This window comes from Clostridium tetanomorphum (genome assembly GCF_017873215.1).
Classification (GTDB): domain Bacteria; phylum Bacillota; class Clostridia; order Clostridiales; family Clostridiaceae; genus Clostridium_AO; species Clostridium_AO tetanomorphum.
On sequence record NZ_JAGGKA010000011.1, the window covers coordinates 62,232 to 76,586 of the forward strand.

The 14,355-nt window shown below is 28.3% G+C and carries 14 protein-coding genes; 12 read left to right on the top strand and 2 right to left on the bottom strand.

All coding sequences use genetic code 11. The features are described from left to right. The 10 genes from J2Z24_RS11835 (at nt 1) to J2Z24_RS11880 (ending at nt 11,118) form a co-directional block, all read left to right on the top strand. Nucleotides 1–1,104 carry an ABC transporter permease gene (locus J2Z24_RS11835; RefSeq protein WP_035146991.1) on the top strand — a complete coding sequence of 368 codons (1,104 nt, stop codon included), beginning with the start codon at nt 1–3 and terminating at the stop codon, nt 1,102–1,104. Nucleotides 1,105–1,210: 106 nt separating this feature from the next. Beyond that, the gene (locus J2Z24_RS11840; RefSeq protein ID WP_051593208.1) at nt 1,211–2,158 is read left to right on the top strand and encodes a CPBP family intramembrane glutamic endopeptidase; all 948 of its coding nucleotides are present in this window, start codon (nt 1,211–1,213) and stop codon (nt 2,156–2,158) included. Nucleotides 2,159–2,209: 51 nt separating this feature from the next. Next, complete coding sequence (locus tag J2Z24_RS11845; RefSeq protein WP_035146987.1) at nt 2,210–2,578, top strand: DUF6483 family protein; 369 nt, start codon at nt 2,210–2,212, stop codon at nt 2,576–2,578. Nucleotides 2,579–2,903: 325 nt separating this feature from the next. Next, complete coding sequence (locus tag J2Z24_RS11850) at nt 2,904–3,347, top strand: hypothetical protein (protein ID WP_051593207.1); 444 nt, start codon at nt 2,904–2,906, stop codon at nt 3,345–3,347. A gap of 193 nt (nt 3,348–3,540) precedes the next feature. After that, nucleotides 3,541–4,551: a LacI family DNA-binding transcriptional regulator gene (locus J2Z24_RS11855; RefSeq protein WP_035146984.1), complete on the top strand. Its 1,011-nt coding sequence runs from the start codon at nt 3,541–3,543 to the stop codon at nt 4,549–4,551. Nucleotides 4,552–4,622: 71 nt separating this feature from the next. Further along, nucleotides 4,623–5,954, top strand: a complete 1,332-nt coding sequence (locus tag J2Z24_RS11860; protein WP_035146982.1) for an ABC transporter substrate-binding protein — start codon at nt 4,623–4,625, stop codon at nt 5,952–5,954. A 253-nt stretch (nt 5,955–6,207) separates the two neighbouring features. After that, complete coding sequence (locus tag J2Z24_RS11865) at nt 6,208–7,077, top strand: carbohydrate ABC transporter permease (RefSeq protein WP_035146980.1); 870 nt, start codon at nt 6,208–6,210, stop codon at nt 7,075–7,077. After that, on the top strand, nt 7,077–7,889 hold the full coding sequence (locus J2Z24_RS11870) for a carbohydrate ABC transporter permease (RefSeq protein WP_035146977.1): 813 nt from the start codon (nt 7,077–7,079) through the stop codon (nt 7,887–7,889). The genes J2Z24_RS11865 and J2Z24_RS11870 overlap by 1 nt, the downstream gene beginning before the upstream one ends. 14 nt (nt 7,890–7,903) lie before the next feature. Then, nucleotides 7,904–10,021, top strand: coding sequence for a glycoside hydrolase family 31 protein (locus tag J2Z24_RS11875; protein ID WP_035146972.1), 2,118 nt, complete (start codon nt 7,904–7,906; stop codon nt 10,019–10,021). 137 nt (nt 10,022–10,158) lie between these two features. After that, nucleotides 10,159–11,118, top strand: a complete 960-nt coding sequence (locus J2Z24_RS11880) for an aromatic acid exporter family protein (RefSeq protein WP_035146969.1) — start codon at nt 10,159–10,161, stop codon at nt 11,116–11,118. 106 nt (nt 11,119–11,224) lie between these two features. Here J2Z24_RS11880 and J2Z24_RS11885 read toward each other — a convergent pair whose 3' ends face one another. Beyond that, the gene (locus J2Z24_RS11885; protein WP_111947551.1) at nt 11,225–11,956 is read right to left on the bottom strand and encodes a TMEM165/GDT1 family protein; all 732 of its coding nucleotides are present in this window, start codon (nt 11,954–11,956) and stop codon (nt 11,225–11,227) included. A 355-nt stretch (nt 11,957–12,311) separates the two neighbouring features. On the opposite strand from J2Z24_RS11885, the gene J2Z24_RS11890 reads away from it, so the two are divergent. Together J2Z24_RS11890 and J2Z24_RS11895 are read left to right on the top strand one after the other, a co-directional pair. Continuing rightward, nucleotides 12,312–12,575 carry a hypothetical protein gene (locus J2Z24_RS11890; RefSeq protein WP_035146963.1) on the top strand — a complete coding sequence of 88 codons (264 nt, stop codon included), beginning with the start codon at nt 12,312–12,314 and terminating at the stop codon, nt 12,573–12,575. 381 nt (nt 12,576–12,956) lie between these two features. Further along, nucleotides 12,957–13,397, top strand: a complete 441-nt coding sequence (locus tag J2Z24_RS11895; RefSeq protein ID WP_035146960.1) for a VanZ family protein — start codon at nt 12,957–12,959, stop codon at nt 13,395–13,397. 54 nt (nt 13,398–13,451) lie between these two features. On the opposite strand, the gene J2Z24_RS11900 is transcribed toward J2Z24_RS11895, so the two are convergent. Next, complete coding sequence (locus tag J2Z24_RS11900) at nt 13,452–14,276, bottom strand: CAP domain-containing protein (RefSeq protein WP_035146957.1); 825 nt, start codon at nt 14,274–14,276, stop codon at nt 13,452–13,454. Nucleotides 14,277–14,355 lie beyond the last annotated feature (79 nt).

Genomic DNA, 14,355 nt, shown 5'->3' on the forward strand with positions numbered 1-14,355 from the left:
ATGAAGTTTCTATACATGATATTGGTTAATTGTAAAAGATATTTTAAAGATATAAAAAGCATTGCTTTAATGTTTATGCTTCCCATTGTGGTAGTACTTTTAATTAATAGTATTTCTGATCCTAAATCTAATTATAAAAATTTAAATTTAAAAGTTGCAGTAATTAACTTAGATAAGGGAGATTTAGGAGCGAAATTGGTAGAAAAAGTAAAAGCTCCTAGTGTATACAGCTATAAAGAAAAGGCATTAAAAGATTTAAAAAACTATAATTTAATAGCTTTATATGAAATACCAGAAAATTTTACTGAAGATATAAAGAATAATAGAAAGCCAATTATAAATTCTTATAAATTGGAACAGGGGAATGCTACACAAATATTTGAAGTTCAGATAGAACAAAAATTAAATGAATTATTTAAAAGTGAAATGTTAAAAAGAAATAGCATTATAAAGGATGAAAATGATTTAGGAGAAAATTTTGTAAAGCTCCAATATAATATGGAGAAAAAAATAATTCCTGCTGATGCTTTTATGCCTATTGTTTTAATAATGTTTTTTTTAATTTCTTTTTCAAGCAATATAAATGCGGACTTACTAAATCTTAGAAAAGGAAGAATATTAGAAAGATTTTGTTCTACTAGCAATAAGGGTTACCAAATTATAGGGAGTATATACCTTTCTATGATAATAGCACAAATTACAATGTATACAGCTTCATTTATTACAATTAAGGTATTGTTTAAAATTCAGTTTCATCATTTTGGAATTTTGGTATTAAATATTGCATTAATGAGTATGGTTTCTATAAGTTTAGCTATAATGATTAACAGAATTTTTAAGGAACAAGGAGTAGGAGTTGTAGTTATAAATTTAATATCGTTGATAATGTTTTTCTTATATATAGCAGGGAATATGGCTCAAGATTCAACTAAAGTTTCTAATATATTTATAATTTTAAGCAAGTTTACTCCTTTTTATTGGTCACTTGAAAGTATAGAGAAATCAGTGATTTATCCAAATATCTTTGTATTAATATTAATAGCTTTAACTTTTTTTAGTGCAGGAAGCATAAAGTACTCAAATTTTGCTAAAGAATCAAAATAAAACATTATTAATGATGATACTTTAATGTGATGTATATTAAGTAACTATTTAAAAATGTAGTAATATTAATAAGGTTGACTATATTATTATGAAGGGAAGTATTAAAATGAAAAAAATATTTAGAGCAAACCTTTATGGAATGATTATTATTATATTAGGGATTGTACTTTCTTTAATCCTTGGACCAGTAATGGCTAAGAATAATTTTTCTATATATTCATCTACTGTAACACTTCAAATTAGCATATTTTTAATTCCAGCAATTATATATTTTGCTGTTACAAAGTTTAAAGTAAAAGAAACACTAAGATTTAATAAAATTAATTTAAAAGATATATTTTTAATTATTCTTATAGGAATAACAATTCAACCACTTGTTATGGGTTTGTCTGGATTATCAACTTTTATAATGCCAAATAATTTTGGACAGGTTATTAGTAAGCCAGTAGCTAATTCATCTTTATTCATTACATTGTTTGTTATAGGTATAGTTCCAGCCTTGTTGGAAGAAATAACATTTAGAGGTATTATTTTATCTGGCTATAATGATGTTAGTATAAAAAAGGGTGCTATATTTACTGCTATATATTTTGCAATTATGCATTATGATTTACAAAGATTTTTATATACCTTTATTTTAGGTTTTATATTTGTATATCTTGTAAGAATAACTAACTCTATTTTTTCGTCTATGATATGCCATGCAATAGTTAATTCAATGCAGATGATTTATTTAAAGTTAGCTTTAAGTTCTTCAAAGAATAGTGAAGCTGCAGCAGGAGCTGCAAAGTCATTTAAAAATATGCCAGCAGGAGAAATGGTAGGATTGATACTATCCTTTATTATTTTTATAGTTGTAGGTGCTACTTTAACTTATTTATTAGTTAAAAAATTAAAGAAAAATCATATTGGAGAAATGATGGAAGTAAAGACAGCAGAAGAAATTTCAGCTTGTAGTGGAGAAAAAGAGGAAAAAATAATAAATTGGCCATTTATTGTTACTGTTATAATTTATATTAGTTTAATTTGTTATGCATTTAGAATTTTAAAATAAGATGCTGTTAAAGAATAGTGTTGAAAAACTAATGAAGGGACTTAATGGTAAATGTTTGAAGATGAATATATTATTAGACTTATAAAATCAGGAGTAAAGACAGCAGTGGCTCTTTTTGCAGGAAAAGATGCTGTAAAAAGTGATATTGATATACAGAATTATAATATGACACTTTCAGAAGACGAATTGTTAGAGTTTATGATAAAAAAATATATAAGTGAAGGAAAAATTAACGAAGCCGAAAATATTTTATTTGAAGTTATAGAATTTCGGAAAACTAAAAAAAATTTAGAAACTGCATTATTCTTTTATGAAGAACTTAATAAATGGGATGAGGATAAACTTCTTAAATGTAATTTTTCAAAGTCTGAAATTGAAAAGGGACTAAAAGATGTAAGAAAGTTATATGAAAAAGAATGATGAAGACTAGCTACCACATAAAAAACGGCAAAAGAGTGCCGTTTTTTATGTGCATATAAACCAATATATTATTTAACTTCTAGGAGGATATATTCTCTGTACAGCTATATAATAGGTCAATATGTAATTGTTATAAAACTTATAATATGGGATAAGCTTCAGTATAAACTGGATAGCTAAGAGTAGAATGATACAAATTATAGAGAAAATGTGAATAATAAAATCTTAACAATATTGTCACCTAGTTGTAACAATTCATCAGTAATATAAATATGACATTGAATAATATAATAGCCTTTTAAGGCGGAAATGGGGATAAATTCTTATGAAATTTAAAGAAAAAAGTACATCTAAAAAATCTGTCAGCACAAAAGCTTTATATGTTGCTGCTTTGATGATAGCTCTTATTGCAGTTTCATCATTAATTAATAACATTATGATATTTAAAGATGCTGTTACTCAATATGTAGCTCAAGGTTATACATATACTGAAGTTATTAAGCAATTAATACCTATGCAATTGCTTCCAGGAGTATTTGAATCCATAGCTGTTTATGGAGGCATAGCATCTGTTTTATTTGCTGCTGGTACAATTAATGAAAAAGTTTCAAAAAGTTTAATAATGTTATTAGAAGTTCAGGGTAATAAAAATCAGAGTGAAGAGAATAATTATGAGGATAATGTTGTTGATGTAGAAAGTATGGAACTTTTAGAAGAAACAGGAGCTATTGACCAGGTTAATCAAGCAGTTGAAATTGCAAATAGCTAAAAGATCAAAGTGTTAAATTATATTTATTTGCTAGCTATGATGTAAAAAAGCGGTAAGAGATTATCGTTTTTTATTTTTTTATTGTAAAAATATATAAATAGAGTTAATATATAATATATAAGGGATATAATTTTATATAATACTAAATTTTCATAAAAACGGGAACGGTACCAGAAAAATTGGAGGATATTTAATGGATATAAAGGATATAGCAAGTTTATCAGAAGTAAGTGTTAGTACAGTATCTAGAGTTATAAATAATCATCCTGATGTAAAAGATGAGACAAGACAAAAGATTTTGAAAATTATAAAAGAAAATAATTATATACCTAATAATAGTGCAAGGATTCTGAAAAAGAATAATACTAAAAGTATAGGCATATTAGTAAAAGGAGTATATAATCCATTCTTTTCAGAGATGGTTAAAATTATGAGTGACAAAATAAAACAAGCTGGATACACTATGATGCTCCAATATTATGATCAAAATAGTAAGGAAGATGTAAATGTTTTAATAACATTTATAAAAGAAAAGAAACTACAGGGAGTTATATGTCTAGGAGGAGATTTTACTGATATAAGTGATGATAATTTTAAAGGATTAGATGTATCTGTAGTGCTTACTTCAGTAGATAATATTTCAAAGATAGCATTTAATAAATTTTCATCTATAGGAATTGAAAATGAAAAAGCTGCTTATGAAGCCACTGAACATCTTATTAAAAATGGACATAGAAAAATATTATTAATAATAGGAAGTTATGAAGATATAGGAGTTGGAAAACTTAGGATTAAGGGTTACAGACAAGCATTGAACAATTATAAGCTCTGCTATGATGAAGAACTTGTAACTACTGGAAATTATAGTGTTGAAAAAGCTTATGATGCAACTATAAATATGTTAAAAAAGAGAAAGGATATTACAGCTATATTTGCAATTTCAGACATAATGGCAATAGGAGCTGCTAAGGCAGTAGTAGATAGTGGATATAAAATAAGAGAGGATATTTCCATTATGGGCTTTGATGGCATGGACATAGGAAAATATTATAATCCATCTATTACCACCATATATCAGCCAAAAACTAAAATGGCAAATATGAGTGTAGAGCTATTGTTATCACTAATGAGTAAAAATGGTAAGAATAAACACATTATATTAGATACTAAATTGGTGGAGGGAGAATCCTGTAAACCGATTTAATATATATTTTTAACTATATTGGTAACGGTTCCAATATGTAAAATTTAAATAAATTGAAAGGTGTGATTTTCATGAAAAGAAGAAAACTTTTAGCATTAACATTAGCAGTAACAAGTATGTTAGCATTTACCATAGCAGGTTGCGGAAAGTCTAGTGAGGTTGCAAACGGTGATGGAAAGGCTGACAAAACAGAAGTGAACATATTTCAATTTAAGGTAGAAGTAGCAAAAGAACTTAAAGAAGCTGCTGCAGAATATATGAAGGAAAAGCCAGATATAAAAATAAACATAGAAACTGTTGGTGGAGGAGACGATTATGGTGCAGCCCTAAAGGCTAAATTTCAATCAGGGAAAGAACCTACTGTATTTAATGTTGGTGGACCACAGGATGTAAAGGATTGGGAAGCTAAGTTAGAAGATTTAACGAGGGAACCTTGGGTAGAGAAAGTTCTACCAGGTATGATTGATGGAGTTACCATGGATAAAAAAATATACGGACTTCCATATAATGTGGAAGGATATGGACTAATATATAATAAGAAGATTTTTGAAGCTGCTGGCATAGATGGTTCAAAGATAAATAGCTATGCAAAACTAGAAGAGGCAGTTAAAACTTTAGATGCAAAAATAAAATCAGGAGAATTAAAGAAAGCATTCCCTAAACTAGAAGCTGTATTTGAATTCCCAGCGAAAGAAAAGTGGGTTACAGGACTTCATACTTCTAATACTGCAATAGGACAAGAATTTAAAAATTCTGTGGAGGCATATAAATCAAAAACTTTGGAATTTAAGTATGCAGATGGATATCAAAAACTTGTAGATCTTCAAGCTAACTATTCACCTAATGGAAAGTCAAAAGAAAAATTAAATGCTATTGATTATTCAACACAGGTAGATCAGGGAATAAGTATTGAAAGAGTTGCTATTATTCAACAGGGTAACTGGATTTATGGATCAGTTAAGGCCGTAGATGAAAAAGTTGCAAATAATTTAGATATACTGCCAATGGCAATTAAGGGTGGAAAAGAAGATTGTATACCAGTTGGAGTACCAATGTATTGGGCTATAAATAAGGATCAAAGTGATAAGGCAAAGACTGCAGCAAAAGATTTTTTAAATTGGCTATATACTTCAGATAAAGGAAAAGACTATGTGGCTAACAAATTCTTCTTTATACCTGCATTAAAAGGATATGAAAATTATAAACCAGAAGATTCATTAAGAAAAGCAATACAAAGATATATGGATGCAGAGAAAACAACTACTTGGGTATTTATGGGTTATCCAACAGCTTGGGGTGAAAATACAGTAGGTATTAATATTCAAAAATACTTATCAGGTAAAATGACTTGGGATCAGTTAGTAAAAGATTCAAAGGCACAGTGGGAAAAGAGCAGAAAGTAGTTTTGTTCTTCTAAGGTTCAAATAGAGAGTAGTTCTATTAATAAAGCTCCATCTGAACCTTAGAAGAACTTGATAAACGGAATTCTTGGCTTCATAAGGAGTTTTTACTCCAACTGAAGCTTAGAAATCGTTATCCAGGGACGTAGCTGCTCTTTACTCCCACTTTAAAGAAGATGGGAGTATTAGAGCGGATAGTCATTGGATAAAGGTGGGGGTTGGGAACCTTCACCTTTTGTTTTAAGGAGGTGTAAAAATGGATAAGAATTCTGGAAAATGGTTTGTTATATTTGTAGCGCCTGTATTATTTGCTTTTGTAGTTGTGGTTTTAATACCAGTTATAATGGGACTGATATATTCTTTTACTTCATGGAATGGAATAGGAAATCATGCAAAGTGGGTAGGACTTTCTAACTATATAGAAATTATAAAAAATGATAAAGTTTTTTTTACATCATTTTTGTTTACAGTCAAATTTGCCATTGTATCAGTTATAACAATAAATTTTATTGGATTTTTGTTAGCTTTATTGGTAACTAGGGGATTAAAAATGTCAAATTTTTTAAGGGGAACTTTCTTTTTACCTAATCTTATAGGAGGATTAATATTAGGATTTATATGGCAATTTATATTTACTAAAGGATTTGATTTTTTAGGAGCTGCTTTGAAAGTAGACTTCTTAAGAGGATGGTTAGCAGATCCTAAAACTGGTTTTTGGGGACTTGTAATTCTTATGTCTTGGCAAATGTCAGGGTATATGATGGTAATTTATATATCTGCATTACAAAATATATCAGATGATTTAATAGAAGCTGCTAAAATAGATGGAGCTAGCAGTGGACAAATATTAAAGCATATAATACTTCCATTAGTATCTCCAGCGTTCACTATAGGAATATTTTTAACTTTATCTAATTCATTTAAGCTCTATGATCAAAACCTTTCTCTTACAGCAGGAGGGCCATATAATTCTACTGAAATGTTAGCTATGAATATATATAACTCTGCATTTAAGTACAATGAATTTGGAATAGCTCAAGCTAAGGCTATAATATTTTTAATTATAATAGCTACTATTACATTGACCCAAATGTATTACAGTAAGAAAAAGGAGGTTGAGATGTAATGAAAAATAAAGTTTGGACAGCCATAGCAGCCATTATATTAGCTATAATATTTATTTCTCCTTTTTACTTACTCCTTGTAAATTCCTTTAAAACTCAAAAGGGAATATTTACAGATGTAATAGGATTACCAGGAGAAAGCTTTACATTTAAAAATTATGTGGAAGCTTTTAAACAACTAGAGTTTGTAAAATCCTTTACTAATTCTCTTTTGATAACAGTATTTTCTGTAGTAATAATAATAATATTTACATCTATGGCAGCTTGGATGCTTGTAAGAACAAAAAGTAAAGTAAGTACATTTATATTTTTAATGTTTTCAGCATCTATGCTTATACCATTTCAATCAGTTATGCTTCCACTAGTGAGAGTAATGGGAAAAGCTCATCTTTTAAATCCTGGAGGACTAGTATTTATGTATTTAGGATTTGGGACTTCATTATCTGTGATTTTATACCATGGATTTATAAAAAGTATACCAAAGGAAATTGAAGAAGCAGCAGCAATAGATGGATGCAATAAATTTCAAATCTTTTGGATTATAGTATTTCCACTTTTAAAGCCTATAACAGTAACTGTAGCTATATTAAATTCTATGTGGATTTGGAATGACTTTTTATTACCACAGCTAGTAATTAATAGACCTGAGTGGCAAACTATACCTTTAAAAATGTTTTATTTCTTTGGACAGTATTCAAAGAGATGGGATTTAGCTTTAGCAGGCTTGGTTATAGCAATGATACCTATTGTAATATTCTATTTGGTTATGCAAAAACACATAATAAAAGGTATTGCACAAGGATCAGTTAAGTAGGGAGGAGAGAAATTATGAGTATAAAAAAGTTTTGTTTTGGTACCGTTATCAATACTGAATCTGTAGTGTTAAATATAGAAGAAAGTGATAAAAGTGAAATGCCCTATTTAAAAATAGGGCTTCAAAATGAACTAATCTATAAGCTTGAAAAAACTGATATTATATATGGACTAGGGGAAAATGTTAGGGGAATGAACAAAAGAGGATGGATATATGAAAGCTTTTGTAGTGACGAATTTGATCATACTGAGGATAAAAAATCCCTTTATGCAGCTCACAATTTCTTAATACTACAGAGTAGAGAAACCTTTGGAATGTTTATTGATTGCCCGGGAAAAGTTATTTTTGATTTAGGATATACAAATGGAGACTTAATATTTATAAAGGTACCAGACAGCGAGTTTAATCTTTATATAATAGAGGGAAATAGTCTAAAGGAAATAGTTAAAAACTTTAGAAAACTTATAGGAAAAAGTTATATAGCACCTAAATGGGCCTTTGGTTATCAACAAAGCAGATGGGGATATAAAGATAAACAGGATATTTTAAGTGTGGTAGAAGGTTTTAAAAACAATGATATACCAATAGATGGAGTTTGCTTGGATATTGACTATATGGAAAGATTTAAAGACTTTACTATAAATGAAGAAACATTTCATGACTTTGAAAATTTTGTAGAAAACTTAAAGTCACAGGGGGTAAGATTAATACCTATAATTGATGCAGGAGTAAAGATAGAAAAGGGATATGAGGTTTATGAGGAAGGTGTAGAAAAGGGGTATTTTTGTGTAAATGAGAACAATGAACCTTTTATAGCAGCAGTATGGCCTGGTAAAGTACATTTCCCGGATTTTTTAAATGAAGATGCAAGAGCTTGGTTTGGAGCAAAATATAAATACTTAACAGACAAAGGAATAGAAGGTTTTTGGAACGACATGAATGAACCTGCTATTTTTTATACTGAAAACTCTTTGAAGAACGCATTAGATAGCGCTTATGATTCAAAAAATAAAAATTTAGATGTATATAGTTTCTTTGAATTAAAGGATAGTTTTTTAGAAATTAGTAATGGGATGGAAGATTATAAAAATTTCTATCATAAGGTAGATGGGAAACTTATAAGACATGATAAAGTACACAATTTATACGGATATAATATGACAAGAGCTGCTGCGGAAGCTTTTGAAAAAATAGATTCTAATAAAAGGTTTTTAATATTTTCTAGAGCTTCTTCAATAGGCATGCATAGATACGGAGGAATATGGACAGGAGATAATAAATCTTGGTGGAGTCATTTAGAAATGAATATAAAAATGATGCCTAATTTAAATCTTTGTGGCTTTATTTATTCAGGAGCGGATACAGCAGGTTTTGGATGTGATTGTACAGAGGATTTATTAATTAGATGGAATGAATTTAGCATGTTTACTCCTCTTTATAGAAACCATTCTGTAAATGGAAGTAGAGACCAAGAACCTTATAACTTTAATAAAAACACCATAGAGATTTTAAAAAACATTATAAAAAATAGGTATGCTTTTATACCTTATATATACAGTGAATATATGAAGGCTTGCAAGGAAGATGAATGCTATTTTAAACCTATAACTTTTGAATATGAAAATGAAACCTTAGTAGAGGATCAACTTTTAGTAGGGGATTCTTTAATGATTGCTCCTGTATATAAGCAAAATGCTTTTGGAAGATATGTTTATTTACCAGAGGAAATGCTTCTTTGGAATATAGTATCTTATAAAGATAGACACTTTAAAGTTTTACCTAAAGGCCATCACTATATAGATGTTGATTTAGAGGCTACTCCTATTTTTATAAGAAAAGATAAAATTTTAGTAATAGGAAAGCATAGTAATTGTGTAGATAGCTTAAATAATGAAGAATTGGATGTAATAGCTTTTATATATAAAAAGGCAGATTATACTTATTATGATGATGATGGAATTAAAAAAGAGTACAATAAGAAAGATTTCCAATTTAAAATTTCTATTAAGAAAAATAGTAATGATTATGACATAAATGTTATATCCTCAGAAGATAATGCTGTGAAAAAACTTAATTTTACTATTATAGATTTAAAAGGAAAAATAACAAAAAAAGAATTTGCTTTTAAGTAAATGATTTTTAGATTAACATTATAAGAACTATATAATATGGTTTTGAAGATAATATAAAGTATATAAGTTAAATTATCAGGGTAGACATAAGATAAATATATGGTAAAATTCTATTATATATAGTAGGAGGTGTTAGTATAAAACTTATAGGATTTAGAACAGTAAAAACAGCAATAGGTGCATCACTTGCTATAATTATTGCAGAGGAGCTAGGATTAAAATATTCAGCTGTTGCAGGAATTATTACCATATTAAGTGTTCAAAAAACTAGAAAAAAATCTTTTAAAATTGCTCTTAAAAGAATATGTTCAACTATTTTAGCTTTAGGTGTTGCTTTTATTTTATTTAAAACCTTCGGTTTTGGAGAGTTGATTTTTGGATTATTTCTACTTATATTTATCCCTTTAGCAGTTCAACTTAATATAGAAGAAGGAATTGTAGTAAGTTCTGTGTTGGTATCTCATTTATTAGTGGAAAAATCTTTAAGTTTATTTTGGTTTGGAAATGAAGTAGCCCTTATGTCTATAGGTATAACTATAGCAGTAGCCTTAAATCTTTACATGCCAAATATAGAGGGGAAAATAAAAGAAGACCAAATATTTATTGATGAAAGTATAAGAGAAATTTTATTATATATAGGACAAGCTTTAAGACAGGGAAAAATATCTTCAAATGAGGATGAAAAATTAAGAGATTTAGAAAAAAGATTAAGAGCAGGGAGAAAGCTTGCTTATGTAAATTTAAATAATAACTTTTTTTTAGATGATAGTTACTATGTTAAATATATGGAAATGAGAATGCATCAGCTAGACATGATAAAGAGCATGAAAGAGCACTTTAGAGTGGATTTCTCTAGCTACAAACATGCATTTATTATGGCGGAATTTACAGAGAAGGTTGCCAATTCTTTATATGAGGAAAATACTGTAGAAAATTTAATAAAGGATCTTGTTAAATTAAAAAATGATTTTAGACAAATGTCTTTGCCTAAATCAAGGGAGGAATTTGAAATAAGAGCATCACTTTTTGAGTTTTTAAATGATTTAGAGCAATTTTTAAAAATTAAAAATGATTTTATGAAAGAAATAAATTCGTAAATAAAATCGCTACCAATAGTTGTGCTCCCTTTATGGTATATAGTTAAAAAAGAAAACTGTTGCTATGAAGGGAGCATTTTTTATTATAGTTAATTATATTATTAAGTTATTTTTGCCTATTTTGTGTTGAATTATTAGCAGTGATGATTTCTTCTTTAGAAGATACTATGTTACAGACTTGCTCTTTATAAGTAAATTTAATACCAGTTAAGTATATTAGTGCTGAAAGTATTAAAAAATAAGGAATAATATATGTTAAATTAAGCATTGAGGAAGGAGCTGAGCTATAAAGGGTGAAAGTGCCAAAGAATAAAAATATTATACCTGCTATCCACTTTATATATTTTTCAGGAGTATGTCTACATATCCAAGCACCACCTACAATGCCTATACCATTTGCTACCATCATGCCAGCAGTAGTTCCCATAAGTATATTAAAGGGTTGATTATTTTGGGCTGAAATAGCTATAGTCATAAGCTGAGTTTTATCGCCTATTTCAGCTAAAAAGAAGGCTATAGATACTGTAACAATTGGGCCAAACTTACTGTTTTTTTCATCATCTTCATCTACTTTATCTCCTATTAAAGTCCAGAGACCAAAAATTAAAAAAGATACTGCCACTATAATTTTAACTACATCCATTGGTATAAATGCACTTAAGTAACTACCTACTACTACTGCCAATGTATGATTTAAAACCGTTGCAATAAAAACTCCTATTAGTACTTGTTTAGCCTTATACTTGCTAGCCATAGCCATAGCTATAGCAAATAGTTGAGTTTTGTCACCCATTTCTGCTACAACTACAAGGAATAAGGATTTAATAAATACTGTCATTTTTATACCTCCCTAAAATTATTTAAAAAATAAAGACTTTCAACACAATGATAAATCCATTGTGCTAAAAGTCTCACTTGACAAAATAGTCACGATAAAGCCAGACCAGAAAGGTCAGTATGTTGACTTTATCACTCATATTTAAAATATGAGCAGTTACTGCCTTTTAACATATATATAATTCTATTTACCAAATAATGTTATCACAAAATTTATTAAAAATCAATAATCTGAAATTGGATTTTACGATTATGATACAACTTTTATAAGTTTATGATGCATATAAAATATATAATTAATTATATAAGACTAATATTATAACAAAAGTTTACCAATATATTAAGGAGTAAAATTCATGATAACTAATAAAAGAAGTGTAAAGGCTAGTACAAGATATAGGAAAGCTAGTGCAAGATATAAAAGAAAAAGGTTAATTAGAAAAATAATCAAAGTAAGTATAAGATTATTTATGATTTTTTTAGTTATTTTTTCCCTATTAAGTATATGCGAGTTTGCTTTTAAAAAAGCAGTTGATTTTGTAAGTAATATGGTAACTACTGTAGATACTGTTAGTAAAAGAAAGATTAGCACTAATGTACAAGCATCCATAAAAGATTGAAAATTTACAGTTTGTATTGATGCAGGGCATGGAGATAATGATAAAGGGACACAAAGTTTAAGAGGGACTGTTGAAAAAAATGTACATTAAAAGTTTCATTTAGAGTAGGTGAGATTTTAATGGTAATTATTCAGATTCTAAATTTATATCATCTGAAAGAGGACAAGAAATATGTTCTCAAGCTATAGCAAAAGCAATTTTAAATTACAAATTAAGCAAGAATAAGAATTTAAATTGACAATGCCATGAAAAAATAAATATGTCATATTGAAATTCGCTATATTAAATAAAAGTTTATATATTTTTTTCTCTAAATTGTTGAAAGTAATATAGTTATCATTTAAACTTAAATTGTACATATTTACAAAAAGGATTGAGACGATGATAAGAATAAATTACAAAAGGTTATTTAAATATTTGCTTCCTTTAATTTGGATGATTATAATATTTAAATTTTCTTCAGATACAGGAAAGGTATCTGATGGTAAAAGTGGTTTTGTTATACAAATAATAAACTATTTGGGAATAGATATAAATAACATATTCGGAGAAATGACTAATTTTATAGTAAGAAAGCTAGGGCATTTTACTGAATATTTTATACTATGTTTTCTACTTATGATTGCTTTAGAAGAGAATTTTTCTTTAAAAAAAGCAATGAAGTTAAGTTTATTTATTACATTTATTTATGCCTGTAGTGATGAATTTCATCAATTATTTGTACCAGAAAGAACAGGAAAAATTAAAGATGTACTTATAGATACCTGTGGAGGAATATTAGCTGTAGGAATTAGATTCCTTTTAGCAAAGAAGAAAATTTAAGCAGAGAAGACTACTTCTCTGCTTCATATTTTTTTTAATATTTAGTTTTAAGTTTTACTTAGGTTTACTAATAAACATCTGTGAAAACATATTTGAATAAGGGCCGCCTGCTTTTATTCCTATACCTATATGAGTATAATTTGGGTTTAATATGTTTTGCCTATGGCCAGGAGAATTCATTAAGGAATTGTGAGCATTTTCAACGCTTTGATTACCTGCGATGTTTTCTCCAGCTTGAACGAATTTTACTCCAAAAGATTTTATCATATCAAATGGACTTCCATACTTTGGAGAGTTATGGCTAAAGTAATTGTTGTCTATCATATCTTGACATTTGATTCTAGCTACATTTGTTAATTGCATATCTACTTCCAAAGGTGGTACATTGTTTTGAGCACGAGCATCGTTTACTAGTTTAATCATCTGTTTTTCACTATCAGTTAAAGTAGTTGCATTTGTTTTAGTACTTGGTGTTTTAGGTGTGGTTGTGCCTTCAGGTGTTGTACCAGTAGTTTCAGGTGTAGTTGTTGGCTTTTTGTCTTCAACAACTATTGGTTTGCATTGATCTTTAGGGACAAAACCAATATTGTTATTAGGAAGTTTTACTGCATACCAATCTGCTACCTGGCTTACTACGTCTAAAGTATTATCTTTGTATGAGGTCTGAAGCACAGAAGTATTATCAGAACAACCGGATCGTATGCTTGCTTTATCCACAGCAATTTTTACTTTTTCAATATCTCCCATTTTAGTAACAGAAGATTCTACCCCACCTATGGCCTTTTTGTTTTGTTGCTGCTGTTTTGTTTGCTGTTGACCACAGGAAGTTACGAAAATAGATGACATAAGTAAGAATGAAACAATAAGTTTTTTTCTCAACTAAAATCACTCCTTAGTTTAGATTTTTTAAATATTTCATTACATAAATAGTATTAGGAAAAATAATAATTTTATTAAT